Below are 18,274 nucleotides of genomic sequence, written 5' to 3'. Positions count from 1 at the left end.
TTGCCATACAGACACACCTCGTTATAGTTGATATATTTATTATAACAATCTGTGTCTACTTTTTAGTCTAGCATCAAGTATTTAAAAAGAGTTTAACCCACAATATCAAAAAGGGACTTGGCTACTTTTGTGGTCAGGTCTTTTTTTGAGAAAACAATTTAATATATATAGACGTAATTATTTGTTACAATCCGAATAATTTGTATGGTGATTGGTTTATCGAAATCTAATGTGTGTTTATGAAGGAAAGGGAGAAATTATTTGATATAATAAAAAGCATCTCACAATACGTGGTGAACTCATACACCTTAGAAGATAACAGAGAAATTTACATACCATGGAGGAGACAAATGAAATTAATTCAGAAATATCTTTTAGAATATGAATTGGACCCAACAGTAGTTAAGTATCTTTCAACGATAATAATGATTCTCTTTATCGCACTTCTTTGTATTATCGCTAATTTTATTACAAAAAAAGTGATCATTAGGATTATCACAAAAATCGTAACTAGTACAAAATTTACATGGGATAATATGCTTCTTGAGAGGAAGGTTTTCCGCAGACTATCCCATATTGTTCCAGCAATTATCATTCACTTCTTCGCTTCTACCTTTGAGCCGTATGATGATGTTATTAGAATGGCTGCAAATGTCTATATCATTATTGTGGCATTAATGGTTATTAATGGAATTTTAAATGCAATAAATGATATTTATCAAACATATGAAATTTCTAAAACTAGGCCAATAAAAGGATATGTTCAGGTTGTGAAAATTGTCGTAATAACCCTTGGATTCATCCTGGTTATTGCAAACTTAATGGGGAAGAGTCCTTTTATTCTTCTCAGTGGGATTGGTGCACTATCAGCTGTATTCTTGTTGGTATTTAAAGATTCATTATTAGGGCTTGTAGCAGGAATTCAGTTGACCTCCAATGATATGGTTCGGGTTGGTGACTGGATTGAAATGCCAAAGTACGGCGCAGATGGGGATATTATTGACATATCTCTAGTTACAGTTAAGGTGCAAAATTTTGATAAAACGATTACGACAATTCCAAGTTATGCTCTTATATCCGATTCATTCATCAATTGGAGAGGAATGCAAACATCCGGTGGACGACGAATCAAGCGATCATTATTTATTGATTCAACGAGTATTTCATTTTGTACGGAAGAGATGATTGAGAAATTTAAAAACATCCATTATCTAGCGGATTATATTACAAAAAGAGAACATGAAATTGAAGAATACAACATGAAGCATGATATTAATCGTAGTAATCCAGTAAACGGCAGGGCTTTGACAAATGTCGGTGTATTTAGGGCTTATATTAGCAATTATCTTCAAAAACATCCCGGTATCAATCAGGATATGACATTGATGGTACGGCAATTGGCACCTACGGAGAACGGATTACCACTGGAGATATATGCCTTTACTAATGATGTAAGATGGGACGTATACGAAACGACTCAGGCTGATATTTTTGACCATCTTTTTGCAGTTGCTCCAGAGTTTGGAATACGCTTATTCCAAAATCCATCCGGTCATGATTTTAAGTCGATTGTGGCTGAAAATGGAGAGGATACAATGTTCAGAGAACGGGAAAATTGATATATTACAATAATTGAAAAAAAGGTAATATATTAAGTTAGGTATAACGCACATAAATAGAATTCTAACAAAAGATATAGTTATTAAAGGTAATATCCTATAGGGTATTGCCTTTTTGTTTTTTGAAATAGGATTTATTCCGCAAAACACAGGGTAATTCAGGCGCTGTGTACTCGTATTAAGACGAAAAACAAAATGAAACTATTAATTCAGAAAAATATTAATATAATTTTCCATTGAAATAGTTTGTATATTCTTATATCATATTAACGTACTAAAGTATTTTTCTAAGAAACTATATATCAGATCTGCTCTATAAAAATTACTTAAGAAATGGGAGATGTTACTATGAAAAAGAATGAGATCCTTCTACAATTAGATGATGTTTACCAGGATGTAATCGAATGGTGTCGTTATTTACATCAAAACCCGGAACTTTCTTTTCAAGAGGATCATACCTCTCAATTTGTATATGACCTTCTTGAAAGCTTTGGTGGTTTTGAATTATCAAGACCGACAAAAACAAGTGTAGTAGCCCGTTTAAAGGGATCTAAGCCAGGAAAAGTCATTGCTCTCCGTGCAGATATGGATGCTTTGCCTATTAGAGAAGAAACTGGGCTTCCGTTTACTTCAACGAAAGATGGTGTCATGCATGCTTGTGGACACGATGGTCATACATCGATGTTGTTAGGAGCAGCTAAGATTTTAACGGAGCATAAAGAAGATTTAAGTGGAGAAATCGTCTTTCTTTTCCAACACGCAGAGGAACTACCTCCTGGAGGCGCACAAGAGATGGTTGCCGCTGGGGTACTTAACGGAGTTGATGAGGTTGTCGGTGTCCATTTATTTTCAACAGTTCCCTTTGGTACGATTCACATCCGTTATGGAGCTTTAACAGCAGCAAGTGATGTGTTTGAGATTTCATTACAAGGTAAAGGGGGACATGCTTCAACTCCTCAATTAACAATTGACCCTCTTGCGACTGGTGCACAAATTGTTACTGGCCTTAATCATATAGTCTCACGGTCCATTGACCCACTACAACCGAGTGTAGTGTCTGTGACTAAATTCAAAGCTGGTGGGTTAGCGTTGAATGTCATCCCAGATACTGTTGAAATTGGTGGATCCGTTCGAACATTAAGTCCTGAAGTACGTGAACTTGTAAAAAATCGTATCATTGAAATTACTGAAGGGATTGCAAAAGCAAACGGTGTTGAAGCAAAGGTAAACTATACGTATGGATATAGTTCGGTAATGAATGACAAACACGTAACAGATGAAGTTGTACAGGTTCTTGAAGAGTTCTTACCTGATCGAACACTTGAGTGGGTTGATCCTCTTCTTGGTGGAGAAGATTTCTCTGCATTCAGTAATGAAAAGCCTGGTTGCTTTGTCATTATTGGTGCAGGGAACGAAGAAAAGGGAATCACGTATCCACACCATCATCCGAAGTTTGATATTGATGAACAAGCATTGAAAGACGGATTACGATTCCATGTCTTTACAGCATTAACTTTAACCCAACAATAAATAAGCATATGCACCAATGAAGGGAGATAGTATGTCGCAAACTACAACGAAAAAAAATAATACCTTTTTTAATCGAATGCTAGATTCGATTGAGTACGCAGGGAATAAGTTACCTGATCCAATCGTATTGTTCATTATTCTTTGTGCCATTACTTTGATTTCATCTTATATTGCATCGTTATTCAATGTATCAGCAACACATCCCACGACAGGGGAAGCAGTGGAGGCAATTAATCTCGTAACTGGTGATGGTCTAGTTGCAATTTTACTAAATTCAGTAACGAACTTTACCTCTTTTGCTCCACTTGGTATGGTTCTTGTTATGATGATTGGGATTGGAATGGCTGAAAATAGTGGATTCTTCTCAACGATTATGAAGCGTGCGGTCTTAACGACTCCCAAAAAGCTAATTATTCCAATCATAATTTTAATTGCGATTGTAGGGAACGCAGCAGGGGATGCAGGTCCAATCGTATTGCCGCCACTTGCAGCAAGTGTATTGATGGCTTTTGGATATCATCCGCTTGTCGGACTCGTTATGGCGTATGCCTCTACTCTTGGGGCTTTTGCTGCGAACTTCATTATCGGGATGTCAGATACACTAGTTGCTGGCTTTACTGGTCCAGCGGCTCAAACTGTAGATCCTAATTATGCGGCAAATCCTGCAATGAACTATTATTTTATAGTGGTATCTGCCATTGTCCTTTTATTTATTTCTTTATGGGTTACACATAAGTTCACGATTCCAAGATTCGGGGAATATACAGGTGAAATTGAGGCAATTGAATCAATTTCACAAGAAGAAAGTCGTGGACTAAAATGGGCAGGAATATCAACAGCTGTCTATGTGATTGTTTTATTGGCATTAATTATTCCTGAAAATGGCATTTTACGAAATCCGGAAACTGGTTCAATCATCGATGGTTCACCATTAATTTCAGGGATTGTACCAATTTTAACAATCTTCTTCTTTATTCCTGGTTTCTTCTATGGACTGGGTGCCAAGACAATTACTAGTTCAAGAGATTTTGGAAATATCTTAGGTAAATCGATGAGTACGATGGGACCATACATTGTTTTAGTGTTCTTTGCTGCACAATTACTTTCATTCTTTAGCGAGAGTAATCTAGGTCCAATCATTGCGATTAAAGGGGCTAATTTCCTGAATGATATAGGAATAACAGGTGTTCCATTAATTGTTCTGTTCATTATTTTTGTTGCTTTTGTAAATCTACTAATTGGAAGTGCATCAGCAAAGTGGGCGATCCTTGCTCCAATCTTTGTACCGATGTTTATGTATTTGGATTACCACCCGGCGTTTACACAAGCCATTTACCGAGTTGGGGATTCCATTACAAATCCTATTACACCGATGCTTCCTTATTTAGTACTGCTATTATCTTTTGCGAAAAAATACGATAAAAATATCGGGTTAGGTACATTGATTTCTGGACTGTTTCCATACACAGTATTCTTCGGTATATTCTGGATCATAATTGCTGTGGTTTGGTACCTAATCGGTGTTCCAGTTGGACCACAGGGACCGATTCATTTATAGAGGAAAAGATTACGAGACTTTTTACGTAATAGATTCCGAAAATGAAAATATAGGCTGACAATTTAAATAAAGCAATGTAACATGTGAAACAGAGAATCTCATAAATTGAGGTTTTCTGTTTCATTTAGTTTTAGGACATTTTGCGCCTGCCCTCGTGTCCTATAGGAAGAGGGAGAGGCCTATAATAGGAGAAGGGTAATGAAGGCAAAGTTTATTTTTATAGTAGTGATGCTGATTTTTGGCAGTATAGGGTTATTTGTGAAGAATATTGATCTTTCTTCGAGCGAAATGGCTTTATTTCGTGGAACAATTGGAAGTTTGTTTTTAATTGGTGCTAGTTTTTTAGTTAAGCAGAAGTTTTCATTGAAAATGTCAAAACGGAACCTTATCTTACTACTTTTATCAGGGGCCGCGTTGGGCTTTAACTGGATTTTTTTATTTGAATCTTATCGGTATACAACTATTTCAAATGCTACGCTAAGCTATTATTTTGCCCCAGTGTTTGTTATGATTTTGGCTCCATTATTACTGAAGGAAAAATGGACATGGATGAAGGGGATTAGCATTGTATTCGCCTTTGTAGGTTTACTTTTAGTTGTTAATCCAGGTGCTGAAACAACGGTTGGAACATACAATCATCCTGTAGGCATATTGAACGGATTATTGGCTGCGGCGTTTTACGCAAGTATGATTCTCATTAATAAGTTTATCAAGGGCCTATCAGATTTTGAAACTACAATTATGCAACTTTCAATGGCCTCAATTGTATTGTTTCCTTACGTTCTAGCAACGCAAAGCCTGAATTACTCAGGACTTGATCTACAGTCAATCAGTCTATTATTGATGGTGGGGATCATTCATACAGGGGTAGCGTACCTTTTATATTTTTCTGCAATAAAAAAATTAAAGGGCCAAACCATTGCCGTGTTAAGCTATATTGACCCCATTTCCGCCGTAATCATGGCGGCCATTATCTTAAATGAAAGTATGAACCTAATACAAATTGTGGGTGGCATCTTAATCTTGGGATCTACCTTTATAAGTGAGATTAATTGGAAAAACGCTAGAAAGTCATAGGGAGTAAGAAGAACACAAAAGGTCGATACTATAATTATTTATTTAAAAATTAGTGTTGACAATTTTTACAAATGAGCGTAAAGTTTAATTCATAATTTAATATTTTGAATTTTCTTATCCAGAGAGGTGGAGGGACTGGCCCTTTGAAGCCTCGGCAACAGACTTTTTAAAGTACTGTGCCAATTCCAGTAGCAACAAGCTAGAAGATAAGAAGAGCGGGACTTCATATGTCTTTCCAACCCTCTTCTTATTTCCAAGAAGAGGGTTTTTTGTGTGGGATGGAGGGACAGGTCCCTTGTCCCAAATTTTAAAAGGTAGGAGAGGTTTTAAAATGACAAAAACGTTAGTAAAGGCTCCATTTCGTTCAGATCATGTAGGAAGTTTATTACGTCCAGAAGTAATTCATCAGGCAAGAAAGGATTTTCAAGCAGGAGCAATTTCAGCACAAGAACTTCATGACATTGAAACAGAAGAAATTAAAAAGATTGTGGATAAACAAATTGAAATCGGCTTACAAGCCGTTACAGATGGTGAGTTCCGCCGCAGATTTTGGCACACAGATTTCTTAGAGCATTTAAATGGAGTAGAGGGCTACGTTCCAAACCATGGTTTTAAGTTCAAGGGAGAAGAGACCGAGAGATACGACGTGCGAGTTATTGGGAAGATTTCCTTTAATCCTGATCACCCACATGTTAAAGATTTCATTGAATTTAAAGAAATCGTGGGTGACCGTGCGGTAGCAAAACAAACCATTCCAAGTCCGAATCAATTGTTTAATGCTGGAATCCGGAACAAGGAGATCTATCCTGACCTTGAGGAATATGCGAATGATATTATTCAAACATATCGAGATGCCATTAAAGCCTTTTATGAGGCAGGTTGCCGCTATTTACAACTAGACGATGTTTACATAGCAGGTCTCAACGCACCGGAGATTCCTTTTAATGATAGTGGTTCAACACGTGAAGAATTAATCGAATTAGCGTTAAAAGTTGCTAACGGCGTATTAGAGGGAAAGCCAGAAGATTTAACAATCACCACCCACCTTTGTCGTGGAAATTACCGCTCTAACTGGGCATTCGAAGGCAGCTATGCAAAAATTGCTCCTACTCTTTTTGCGAAAGAAAAAGTGGATGGCTTTTTCCTAGAGTATGATGACGATCGTTCGGGGGACTTCACTCCATTAGAGCATATCCCAAATGATGGCCCTCGCGTTGTTCTTGGTGTATTTACATCAAAGCGTGGAGAATTAGAATCTAAAGAGAATATTATCGCACGTGTAAAAGAAGCATCACAATTTGTACCACTTGAAAATTTATGTATCAGCCCGCAATGTGGTTTTGCTTCGACTCACCACGGAAATATTTTAACTGAAGAAGAGCAATGGGCGAAATTGAAATACATTGTAGATATCTCCAAAGAAATTTGGGGATAAGGGAAACAGGGACGGGTCTCCCGTCCAACTGCAATAGCAGGTGGGACGGTGTACCTGTTTCTTTTACAGGATAAAACCAAGTAATCAGACATGAATACTTTTTGTGAAGGCATGGAGGATATTAAAATGTATTGCATGGATTTAACAGGAAAAGTAGCCATTGTAACAGGCGGTGCCCAAGGAATCGGAAAAGCGATTGTGGACGCATTTTTGGAGTGTGGAGCTAAAGTAGCTGTAGTGGATAGAGAATGGAATACGGAAAAGCCCAATGAAAAGTTAGTTTACTTCCAGGCAGACGTTACAATAGCCGCACAGGTTGAAAAAGCGGTTCAAGAAGTAATGGAGCATTTTGGGCGTTTAGATATTTTAGTGAATAACGCCGGAATTTCAAAAATGGATTACTCCGTGGATATAAAGGAAGAAGACTGGGACCTTGTGATGGACGTGAACGCAAAAGGAGTATACCTGTTCAGTAAAGCTGTCGCAAGAATTCTGAAAAAGCAAGGGCAAGGTGGGAAGATTATCAACATTTCCTCGCAAGCGGGTAAAAATGGGTACCGATTAATGGGAAGCTATGTTGCTTCCAAACATGCTGTATTAGGCTTTACAAAAACTATGGCAATTGAATTGGCTCAAGATGGAATCAATGTGAACGCGGTTTGTCCTGGAATCGTAGAAACTGACATGAAGCGTAAGGAAAGAGTAATAGGCGGTGAATTAAGAGGGCTTACTGCTGAGCTAATAAGACAGGAGGACTATTCTCAGGTTCCGCTAGGTAGAACGGCTGAACCTAAAGATATCGCAAATGTTGTAGTGTTTTTAGCCTCAACATACTCGGATTATATGACGGGGCAAGGGATTAATGTTACGGGTGGAATGACGATGCATTGATTTAATCTTTTAAAACGAAAGGAGTAGGTAGAAATGGAAGATGTAAAAAAAGGAAGCTTCTCTGCGTTGTTTCCATTATTAATTTTTGTCTTATTATTTGTCGGCACTGGAGCTATTTCCGGTGATTTTTCAAATATGCCACTAAATGTTGCGATTATTATTGCTTCTGCCGTTGCATTAATAATGAATAAAAAGGAAAAATTATCTAGGAAAATTGATATATTTACAAAAGGTGCTGGACACCCCAACATTATGCTATTGGCGGTTATCTTTATTTTAGCAGGTGCATTTGCTGAAACTGCAAAAGGTATGGGGGCAGTTGAGTCTACCGTAAATATGGGGTTAACCTTTATTCCTAGTAATCTATTAATGGTCGGATTATTTGTTGTCGGTTGTTTCATTTCTCTATCCATGGGAACGTCAATGGGAACGGTCGCTGCACTTGCGCCAATTGGCATTGGCATTGCAGAACAAACTGGGATACCGCTGGCTTTAGCAATGGGGACGGTAATTGGTGGAGCGATGTTTGGAGATAACCTCTCGATGATATCTGATACTACCATTGCAGCGGTTCGAACACAGCAAACGAAAATGAGTGACAAATTTAAAACCAATTTTCTGATTGTGTTACCTGCCGTTATCGTATCTGCAATCATTCTTTGGTTTGTTACTGCTGGTAATAGTGTAGAAACTTTGGGCGATTACTCATATGAGTTTATTAAAGTAGTTCCATACCTAGCCGTTCTAATTGTTGCTTTACTGGGAGTGAATGTGTTAATTGTTCTTCTAGGTGGGACCATTTTTGCAGGGATTATTGGTTTAGTTGATGGTTCTTACACTTTGACTGGATTTATAGAAGCTGTTTCCCAAGGTGTTATTAATATGGAGGATTTAGCCATTGTTGCGATTTTAATCGGAGGTATGATTGGCATTATCCAGCATAACGGTGGTATCCAATGGCTTCTAAACTTTGTAACGAGTAAAATTAAAACGAAAAAAGGGGCAGAGTTTGGAATTGCTGGATTGGTTAGTGTGACAGATTTAGCTACTGCTAACAACACAATTTCTATTATTATCACTGGTCCATTGGCTAAGAATATTGCTGATGAATACCAAATTGATCCACGAAAATCTGCAAGTATTCTTGATATATTTTCTAGTAGCTGGCAAGGTCTTGTTCCATATGGAGGACAAATGCTAGTCGCATCAGGGTTAGCGGCAATTTCGCCATTAAGCATTTTGAAATATTCCTTTTATCCAATCGCAATTTTAATATGTGGTATTATTGCTATTCTAATTGGATTTCCTAGATTTGAACGAAATAAAAGTAAAAAAATAAAGGCTGCATAACAAATCATGATAAAGTAATAAGCGAATACCATTTGAGAGTGGTATTCGCTTTTTTTATAAAAAGATGGTTATTTAATGATTCCATCAATAATCCCGTATTCCTTTGCTTCTTCTGCACTCATAAAATAGTCTCGATCGGTATCCTTTGCTACCTTCTCAACAGGTTGACCTGTGCGTTCCGAAATGATTTGATTGATATGTTCTCGAAGCTTAAGAATTCGTTTTGCAGAGATCTCAATTTCAGTGGCTTGCCCACGTGCTCCACCTAGTGGCTGATGGATCATGATTTCACTATTTGGAAGGGCGAATCTTTTTCCTTTTGTTCCGGCTAGCAAAAGCATGGCACCAAAGGATGCAGCCATACCTGTACAAATGGTCCTGATATCTGGTTTGATATATTGCATCGTATCAAAAATGGCAAATCCAGCAGTTGTTGAACCTCCAGGACTGTTGATATAGAGAGAAATATCCTTTTCAGGATCATCAGCGGCTAAAAATAATAGCTGCGCAACGACACTATTTGCAACAGCATCATTTATTTCGTCACCAATCAAAATAATACGATCTTTTAATAACCGCGAGTAAATATCATACGATCGTTCCCCACGACTGGATTGTTCAATTACATATGGTATCGAATTCATCTTATTTTCCTCCTTATTCGCTTGCATCTAATTATGCAGCCATAGAGACAGTACTTGAAGGAAGTTTGTAGAGACGTGATTTATGCTTCATGCAAGTAGGACTTGAATTTTTGGTGATTGAATGGATAAAAGGAATAGTCTTGATTATGATGGATGGATCTTGAGTCCTAAAGGATTCATGAAATACTTTTTTGAGTTTCTCACGGTCTTGATCTGACCAATACATATTTATTAATGGGTTATTTTCATTATCCTCATTGTTAGTCATTCTCTGTTTCGCTCGATAGATTGCAGATTTAACAGCCGTTTCGTTTATTTTTAGAATTTCGGCTATTTCAGATAGTTGGAATTGGAATCCTTCTTTTAAGACAAACATAACAGCTTGTTTCGGTGTTAACTTATGAATCAGTTGTTGAACTGCTTCAAACCGGTCTTCAATCAGAGGTGTTTCATGGTAAGCATGTTCCGGAATAGCTTCAAGTGACTCTTTGCTTCGTTTGCGGATTGTGTCAATCCATTCATTTCGAGCAATCTTATTCAACAAAGCTGTTGAAACAGTCTTATGCTTGTAATGGTTCCAAGCCTTTATCAAAGATTCCTGAACGAGATCTTCTCCATCCCAGCTGTTTTGGGACATAAATTGACAATATCGTCGAAGCTTAGGATATAGTTCATCAAGCTGTTCCTCAGAAAAATTATCCTCATGACCTTTGAAATCCACAGATTTATTAGAAAGCCTACTATGCAAAACAATCACTCCTTCAGCGCGTCTCTACTTTATAAACGAAAAAAAGGGTATGAAAAGATACGGGGCTAAAAAAATTTTCAGGGATTACTTAGTTTCCATTATATGCAAGGTGAAAGTCCTGAACAAGAAACGATTAGCAGGGTTTGTTATAATATAAAAAAAAGACAAAAGGTGACCTTCTAATGTTACAAAAACTTTCTGCTGAGAAGCATTGGCAACCATACAAGGGTCCATTTACAATCACAAGAATTCAGCCTGGCGATATTTTAGAGGAGAATAAAGATTTTGCGTTCGGCCCATTAAGTATCATTGATCATGCTGTCATGAAAAAAGGATTAACGATAAAGATGCATGAGCATGTGAACGATGAGATTTTAAGTTATGTATGGTGTGGCATAATGCATCATAAGGATTCAACGGGTATAGAGGTGCCAATAACGACTGGTCACTTAATGATGATGAGCGCTGGTCGGAGCTTTTGGCATGAGGAAAAAGTGAAAAATGATCATGTCGAGATGCTCCAAATTTTTGTTCGACCTTATGAAACCGATCTAGAACCAACGATTCATTTTCATGAAAAGCCCATCCGAAACCGGGATTGGTATCTCATGGTAGGACCTAAAGAAAGTAAAGCGCCACTAAAGATTAGACAAAATGTCTATATTCATGATGCACACCTGAGGCAAGGGGAGCAATTAGAAATACCAGTTTATCAAGGTTTATTACCATTTTTATATGTTGTAGTTGGTGAGCTTGCTGTTGGGGACATTCAGATTGAAAAACTGGAAGCTGTTACGGATTTAGAGGAGCCACTACCTATAATAACTGCAGTATCAGATACAACAGCTTTATTATTCTATGTCGACATGAATGCACAAATGTCGATGGAGGGAACGATCAGTGGTAAAAGGGCGTATTAGTGGGACGCGGGGACAGGTCCCGCGTCCCAAATTTTTTCTGGGACAGTGTACCTGTCCCTGTGTCCCATTATTTTTTCACAAAGTATTTTTCGCCAAGGAGTTCTTTTTCTTCAAACGTGCCTGGCTTTAACTGGTTCTTAACGAATGCTTGAAGTGCAGCAGGTTCCAAATCGTACATAACTTCAATTTCTTTTGCAAATAGAATTTCTTTTTCAAGCAAGTCAGAAAGCGCAGGTTGCTGATTTGCTTGTAGTGTATCTTCACCTGTAATTTTCGATAGTCCGGAAATGTAGTAATCTAATGGACGGCTACCTACAATTTTAACCCCTTTATTTTCTTCATTCACCATAATAATTGTTGGAAAGCCTCTGGCACCAAGTTTTGCTGCAAGAGCAAAGTCTTCATTTAATAATTGTTGGCCAACTTCCGATTCGGCTTCGTTTACGATTGCTTCTCCGTCTAATCCTAAATGATTCACATTTTCAATCATTACAGATTTTTCAGCGATGTTGTTATTGAAGGCAAATAGTTCTTCTCTAGCATGCCGTAAGTATTGATTTGCTTTGTCATCACCATGATTTTTTTGAATGATTTTATACACACGAGATGGTGGGAAGAAGATTGGACCGGATTGTCAATCATCAATGATCCATCAATCGGCATACGTGAATATTCCCCAACTTCTCTCCAATGGCCAGCAACATCTGCAGGACCATGAATTCCGTTTGCCGGATCAACAGGCCCGCCATGCCATTTTTCAAGTAATCCACCTAGGACGGTGTGGAAATTGAAATAATGTCCATATTGCTCTTTGAAACGACGAAAAGTAGGTTCAAGCGCCCAGCAATGTGAGCAGATTGGATCTGTCACATAATATAAATCAATTGTTTTCTTTGGTTGGTTAAACTCAATTACTTCCATGTCATCGTCACCTGCTACACCACAAATACCAGTTTCCAAATCACACATTAAATTGTTGTTTGTCATATGAAATCCCTCACTTTTTGTTTTTTGAGTCTGGGACGAGCTCCTTCGTCCCAATTTGTTTGCTTTGTACTTTCAATATAGTGGATAATGAAAAGTATATAAACCAATAGATGACTTGATTTGTCGGATATCCAACACATCACAAAAATTGTTGGAAAAGTGGGAGGGGGAGAATGAAATGACACAAGAAAAAACTGACCCGCGAGTCTCACGTACGCGAAAGTTAATTATGGATTCATTCATTGAGCTTTCAGGGAAAAAGGAATTTAAAGACATTACGATAAAAGACATCACTACGGAAGCCATGATTAATCGGGCAACTTTTTATTATCATTTTGAGGATATTTATGATCTGTTGGAAAAGGTATTATCTGAAGTTTTGCTCATAAATTTAAATAGCGAGTCCTATCAACAAAGTGAATTAAATGAAGAAACATTTATAGGTATCTTTAAAGCAATTACTACTTTTCAACTGTCATTATCAAATCGATGTCACCGTGGGTATGAAGATACGATTGCACGTATTATCCGGGATCAGCTTGAAGTCATTTTTTATAAAATGTTAAAAAAACAGCAACCTACAGATGACGAAAATACATTGAAAATTACATCGGTCATGTTAAGTTGGGGAATGTACGGGGTTTCCGTAGAATGGAGAAGAAATCCGAATAGTGTTAGTCCAGAAGAAATGATTAAATTAGTTATTCCTTATCTAAAGCACGGGATAAAATTGAAGGAGAAGAAAGATGCGCACTAAGGCAACTTTTTATAGAACATGTGTGTATATTTTTATTTTTTATTGCAAAACCTATTATTACTAAAATTAAGGGGCGATAAATATGAATGGATTACAACGTCTAGCTCTAGCTTTAGTAATAATTGGTGCAATAAATTGGGGACTTATTGGGTTTTTCCAATTTGATTTGGTAGCTGCAATCTTTGGAGGCCAGGATTCCATTTTATCAAGGATTATATACAGTTTAGTTGGATTAAGTGGTTTATACAGTCTTGTGCTTCTCTTTAAACCTGACAGAGAAACTGTCCCTGAGACTAGCAGAACCTAAGCAATCAAATTAAGTATACTCCCGAAAAAAAAGGTCAAGCCAAAGGGTTTGATCTTTTTTTACGTTTCTGTAGTGCAGTCTTTTTTATTTAGGGGATAGATGGGAAAATAAGATACATATCTTGTCCTGCCGGATTTTAAACAGACAATGGGCATGTCAATGAGGAGGAATAAATATGAAGAGAATTTTTGCGGATGTGATTCAGTTTCGGGGTAGTCATTATGATTTTGGTTTTATGCAAGGGGAGCTTTTGAGGAATTCATTTTTGGTGATGAATCGGGAGCAACAGTGGAAGCTGAGAAAACCACAATTTAAAATTGACATTGATGAGACGAAACAAGTATTTGAGCGGTTGGCCCCTTTTATTTGGAATGAGTTTTTGGGGCTGCAGGATGCTTTGAAATGGTCACTGGATAAGGTCTTAATGGAATTTGGAGGCTACAGGGTCAATATCCGACCATCAGGTTGTTCAATATTAGTTGGGGAAGATTATATGATTCGAAATTATGATTACCATCCGAAGACATACGATGGCCGTTTGGTTACTTTTCAACCAACAGATGGCGGTTATGCAACACTTGGTTTAACACAAAAAATTACAGGCAGATCTGATGGCATCAACGAGAATGGGTTAACGATGGGATATACTTTTATGAATCGAAAACGTCCGGGGAACGGATTTGTTTGTTATATGATTGGAAGACTGATTCTTGAACTTTGCTCTAATGCAGAAGAGGCCGTCCAGTTGTTACAAGAAATTCCACACCGCGGATCGTTTAGTTATGTCTTATTCGATTCAACCTGTGAGATGCCATTTATTGTCGAAACATCACCAAGAAGAGTAGGGGTACGGCGGGGATATAATTGTACGAATCATTTTAAAATCCTAACAGAAGAAAATCGCCGAGTCCTAGATGATTCCAACAAAAGGCTGCAGGCTATAGAAGAGAAAAATCATTTAAATGGGCTGGAGGCGTTTCGACTTTTAAATGATACGGATAAAGGAGTTTTCTCTAAGCTCTATGGAAGCTGGGCCGGAACCATACATACCTCAGCTTATTTTCCAAAGAAACTTGAAGCCTGGTGCGCACTCGGTGGAGACCAAGAACCCACCATATTTAACTTTGCCGAATGGTTAAATGGCGCTGATTATTCACTTGCAAAAATTGAAGGGGAAGTTGACACAGATATCCCATTCGTAAACATGGAAAAAGCAGATTGGTTCAAATAAGGAGGAGCACTCTGGGACAGAGGGACAGGTCCCTGTGTCCCACCAGTCTCTTACCCTACGACGGGGGGAGGGGCTGGTGTTTTTTTTGTGCTTTTCTGGGAGGCAGAACGCTTTTTTGTCAAATTGGCTAATGTTTTGGTTAATGCTTGCAGAGCAATGTGTTTGAAAAATGGGACAAATTACTATAATGTGAAAGTGTTAATGTTATTAATTCTTGGGAGGTAAAAGGAATGAACATCGTAACACTCGTAGGAAGCTTGAGAAAAAATTCATTTAATATGCAAGTCGCTAAAACCATGCAAGAACGATATAAGGATAAATTGAACATGCAAATACCTGACATCGGTGCTTTACCTCATTTTAATCAAGATGATGAATTAGATCCGCCACAGGTTGTAAAGGATTTTAAAGCAGCCATTGCCAATGCGGACGGTGTTATTATTATTACACCTGAGTACAACTGGTCGGTTCCTGGTGTATTAAAAAATGCCTTAGATTGGACTTCACGCGTGGAGCAAGTATTCATCGGCAAACCGGTCATGACACTTGGAGCTACTCCAGGGATGATGGGAACGATTCGTGCTCAATTGCATTTACGTGATATTTTAGTTGCCCCAGGTATCCAAGCAAATATTTTACCTCCAGGTGCTAATGAAATTCTAATTAACACTGTACAACAAAAAGTGGATGAACAAACTGGACAACTCGATGACGAGTCAACACTAAGCTTTTTAGATAGTAAAATTGAAGCATTTCTCGATTTCGCAAAAACAAACTAAATCAAAAATGGTGCTAGCCCCTTGAAGGATGCTGGCACTTTATTTTTAGAGACAGACAAATTGGGACAGAGGGACAGGTCCCACGTCCCACCATATTTTTCCTGACAAGACATGGATTCCTGTTACCATTACATAGAAAGGAGTATTCTGAAATGAGATTAAGTGTTCTTGATCAAGCGCCGATTACTAAAGGAAATTCTCCTGCGGATGCGTTGAAGAAAGCTGAGGAACTAGCAATCTTGGCTGATGAATTAGGATACCATCGGATGTGGATGGCTGAGCATCACGGAACCGGCTCATATGCTAGTTCTGCTCCTGAGATTTCTGTAGCACATTTGGCGGCGAAAACAAAGCGGATCCGAATTGGAACAGGTGGAGTCATGATGATGCACTACTCCCCATTAAAGCTTGCCGAGGTGTTCAAAACATTAAGTTCATATTCTCCAGGAAGAATTGATTTTGGAGTTGGGCGTGCACCAGGTGGGGATCAATACGCAATTTATGCATTATCTGAAGGTCGCCAACCAATGATTAATAATATGTACGAAAAATTCGACCAAGCATTGTATATGATCAAAGACGAAGTACCTGACCATCCACTCTATAAAAATACAATCGTAACCCCTTCTCAAGTTGTACTGCCTGAAGCATGGTTATTAGGTTCAACAGGAAACAGTGCTGTCATGGCAGGAAGAATGGGTGTTGGTTATTCCTTTGCACAGTTTTTCAGTGGGGAGATGACTAAGGATATACTAGGATTGTATAAAGAAGAATTTAAACCAACCGTCTTCATGGAAAAGCCACAGATTACAGTTTCCTATATGGTTACCACTGCAGAGACAGAAGAGGAAGCTGAGTTTGAAGCATTGCCACATGACATAGCGCGACTATGGTTGATGAGAGGTAAGCTTGGACAGGTGTTAACTCCAGAGGAAGCACAAGATTATCCGTTAACCGAAGTGGAACGGATGACGATACAAGAAAATCGCAAAAAACTTCACTTAGTTGGATCAGCTAAAGCAGTAGCTGAAAGACTTCGTCAAGAGCAGCAGGTATATGGCTTTGACGAAGCAATGATTTGTAGCATCCCGCATTCACAAGAAAAACGACTAAATGTATACAGATTACTTGCTAAAGAATTAATATAATCGGAAAGAGGGCCCCTAGTTCCACCATATATTTACAGGGACAAGGGACCTGTCCCCTTGACCCACAACCCTACGACCCACTCAGCCTCGTTCAATTACTTTGATTCCTTTATAGTAGATTTTTTTAATTTGTTCTACATCTGTTATTTCCAAACCAGGTATGCCCTCGGCGACTAGGAAATTGGCTTCGAGTCCTGGTTTTAACATCCCGAAATGTTTTTCTTTACCTAGGATCCTAGCTGGATTTGCAGTTAATAATGCAAGAATATCGTTTTCATTATAGTTCTCCTTTAAACGTTTCATAGCAGGCCCAGCAATTAGCATCAAAGAATCGGGCCCTTTTAAAGAGCAATCCTGAAACGGCAGCCATGGAACCCCAGGATAAGGTGGCAAGTATGCGTCTGTTGAAATAGACACAGGAATCTGTTTCTGTACCAACTTCTTAATTTCCGCAGGTGAGTTCGGTGGTAGATGTGTTCCGCCCATAGGAGTTGCCACAATTTGTATTCCTTTCCCAGAAGCCTGATCAATCTGCTCATCTGTAATCCCGTGGGCATGGTGCAAGACATCAAATCCTGCTTCGAGGGTCAGATCAATCCCTTTTTTACCGGCAACATGGCAACCAATTCTCTTACCCGTTTCATGAAATAGAGTGACAATTTCCTGCAGCTGTTGACTGGTATAAATGATTTCGCCTGCTTTTGGTACTACATCCTCTGTAAAATTAGCTGGGGTGGCATTGATAAATATATTTTCACCTGGATAATCACTGTTTTCGGCTATTTTTTTTACAAGAGTGGATGAAGTTAAGTCAGCTAGTGTAACGGCCGTTGATTCGGTAATTGATGTGAAATGGGCAAGTTCTTCAAAGCCGATGGAGATGCTTGTCGTTGCAAACGAGATATCCATTGGAAAATCAGCCACTGCTTCACGATAATCACTTATAGAAAAATCACATAGTGGATGACCACATATTTGCTCACCTATTGCCGTAATCCCAGAGGATAAAGCTTTAAAAAGAATTCCTTTTCCGGCAATAAAATGGGTCTCAGGAGTGACCGGATAAAGCGAGGTGGGCGCAAACTCAAGTAAATGGGTATGACAGTCAACAAGCGATGGTGTAATCACATGCTTTGAACAATCAACCACCTCTACATCAGGGTATTGAGTTATTAAATCATTCCAGGTACCTACCACTTTAATTAATCCGTTTTCGACCAACATTCCACCATTTTCAATCGTCCCCGCTTCTGAAACTGTAATGAGTTTTTTTCCGCGAATAATATATTTCAT

Annotated in this window: 16 protein-coding genes, 1 pseudogene and 1 riboswitch; of the genes and pseudogenes, 13 read left to right on the top strand and 4 right to left on the bottom strand. The window is 38.3% G+C overall.

Annotation, left to right across the window (positions count from 1 at the left end):
* The first annotated feature begins 350 nt into the window (after positions 1-350).
* From ACR65M_RS15550 to ACR65M_RS15520, 7 genes are all read left to right on the top strand, one after another.
* Positions 351-1,619, top strand: a complete 1,269-nt coding sequence (locus ACR65M_RS15550) for a mechanosensitive ion channel family protein (RefSeq protein ID WP_341332649.1) — start codon at positions 351-353, stop codon at positions 1,617-1,619.
* A gap of 348 nt (positions 1,620-1,967) precedes the next feature.
* The gene (locus tag ACR65M_RS15545) at positions 1,968-3,149 is read left to right on the top strand and encodes an amidohydrolase (RefSeq protein ID WP_440273751.1); all 1,182 of its coding nucleotides are present in this window, start codon (positions 1,968-1,970) and stop codon (positions 3,147-3,149) included.
* Between the two features lie 31 nt (positions 3,150-3,180).
* Positions 3,181-4,707, top strand: coding sequence for an AbgT family transporter (locus ACR65M_RS15540; RefSeq protein WP_440273750.1), 1,527 nt, complete (start codon positions 3,181-3,183; stop codon positions 4,705-4,707).
* A gap of 198 nt (positions 4,708-4,905) precedes the next feature.
* Positions 4,906-5,784, top strand: coding sequence for a DMT family transporter (locus ACR65M_RS15535; protein WP_440273749.1), 879 nt, complete (start codon positions 4,906-4,908; stop codon positions 5,782-5,784).
* A 111-nt stretch (positions 5,785-5,895) separates the two neighbouring features.
* A riboswitch (SAM riboswitch) is annotated at positions 5,896-5,997 on the top strand.
* Positions 5,998-6,115: 118 nt separating this feature from the next.
* Entirely contained in the window at positions 6,116-7,219 is a 1,104-nt protein-coding gene (locus ACR65M_RS15530) for a 5-methyltetrahydropteroyltriglutamate--homocysteine S-methyltransferase (RefSeq protein WP_440273748.1), read from the top strand.
* Between the two features lie 126 nt (positions 7,220-7,345).
* A complete protein-coding gene (locus ACR65M_RS15525; protein ID WP_440273747.1) occupies positions 7,346-8,110 on the top strand; it encodes an SDR family NAD(P)-dependent oxidoreductase in 765 nt (254 codons plus the stop codon).
* 33 nt (positions 8,111-8,143) lie between these two features.
* Positions 8,144-9,460, top strand: a complete 1,317-nt coding sequence (locus ACR65M_RS15520; protein WP_440273746.1) for a Na+/H+ antiporter NhaC family protein — start codon at positions 8,144-8,146, stop codon at positions 9,458-9,460.
* A 68-nt stretch (positions 9,461-9,528) separates the two neighbouring features.
* On the opposite strand, the gene clpP is transcribed toward ACR65M_RS15520, so the two are convergent.
* Both clpP and ACR65M_RS15510 read right to left on the bottom strand, forming a co-directional pair.
* Positions 9,529-10,131, bottom strand: coding sequence for an ATP-dependent Clp endopeptidase proteolytic subunit ClpP (gene clpP / locus ACR65M_RS15515; RefSeq protein ID WP_440273745.1), 603 nt, complete (start codon positions 10,129-10,131; stop codon positions 9,529-9,531).
* A gap of 4 nt (positions 10,132-10,135) precedes the next feature.
* On the bottom strand, positions 10,136-10,852 hold the full coding sequence (locus ACR65M_RS15510) for a sigma-70 family RNA polymerase sigma factor (protein WP_440273744.1): 717 nt from the start codon (positions 10,850-10,852) through the stop codon (positions 10,136-10,138).
* A gap of 182 nt (positions 10,853-11,034) precedes the next feature.
* On the opposite strand from ACR65M_RS15510, the gene ACR65M_RS15505 reads away from it, so the two are divergent.
* Complete coding sequence (locus ACR65M_RS15505) at positions 11,035-11,772, top strand: pirin family protein (protein ID WP_440273743.1); 738 nt, start codon at positions 11,035-11,037, stop codon at positions 11,770-11,772.
* Between the two features lie 67 nt (positions 11,773-11,839).
* Here the strand turns inward: ACR65M_RS15505 and ACR65M_RS15500 are convergent.
* Positions 11,840-12,759, bottom strand: a pseudogene (locus ACR65M_RS15500) (DsbA family protein).
* Between the two features lie 178 nt (positions 12,760-12,937).
* Here ACR65M_RS15500 and ACR65M_RS15495 point away from each other — a divergent pair.
* The 5 genes from ACR65M_RS15495 to ACR65M_RS15475 all read left to right on the top strand — a co-directional run bounded on the left by ACR65M_RS15495 (position 12,938) and on the right by ACR65M_RS15475 (position 16,981).
* Positions 12,938-13,516, top strand: a complete 579-nt coding sequence (locus tag ACR65M_RS15495; RefSeq protein ID WP_440273742.1) for a TetR/AcrR family transcriptional regulator — start codon at positions 12,938-12,940, stop codon at positions 13,514-13,516.
* An 82-nt stretch (positions 13,517-13,598) separates the two neighbouring features.
* Positions 13,599-13,823, top strand: a complete 225-nt coding sequence (locus tag ACR65M_RS15490) for a DUF378 domain-containing protein (protein WP_121448858.1) — start codon at positions 13,599-13,601, stop codon at positions 13,821-13,823.
* Between the two features lie 175 nt (positions 13,824-13,998).
* Positions 13,999-15,054, top strand: a complete 1,056-nt coding sequence (locus ACR65M_RS15485; protein ID WP_440273741.1) for a C45 family autoproteolytic acyltransferase/hydrolase — start codon at positions 13,999-14,001, stop codon at positions 15,052-15,054.
* A gap of 230 nt (positions 15,055-15,284) precedes the next feature.
* Positions 15,285-15,833, top strand: a complete 549-nt coding sequence (locus ACR65M_RS15480; RefSeq protein WP_440273740.1) for an NADPH-dependent FMN reductase — start codon at positions 15,285-15,287, stop codon at positions 15,831-15,833.
* 152 nt (positions 15,834-15,985) lie between these two features.
* Positions 15,986-16,981, top strand: coding sequence for an MsnO8 family LLM class oxidoreductase (locus ACR65M_RS15475; RefSeq protein WP_440273739.1), 996 nt, complete (start codon positions 15,986-15,988; stop codon positions 16,979-16,981).
* Between the two features lie 81 nt (positions 16,982-17,062).
* Here the strand turns inward: ACR65M_RS15475 and ACR65M_RS15470 are convergent, their stop codons facing one another.
* Positions 17,063-18,274 carry an amidohydrolase family protein gene (locus ACR65M_RS15470; protein WP_341332630.1) on the bottom strand — a complete coding sequence of 404 codons (1,212 nt, stop codon included), beginning with the start codon at positions 18,272-18,274 and terminating at the stop codon, positions 17,063-17,065.

The sequence above is a fragment of the Ferdinandcohnia sp. SAFN-114 genome (assembly GCF_059415045.1).
The sequence above is the reverse complement of the archived record's forward strand: the minus strand, read 5'-3'. Positions and strand labels throughout refer to the sequence as shown.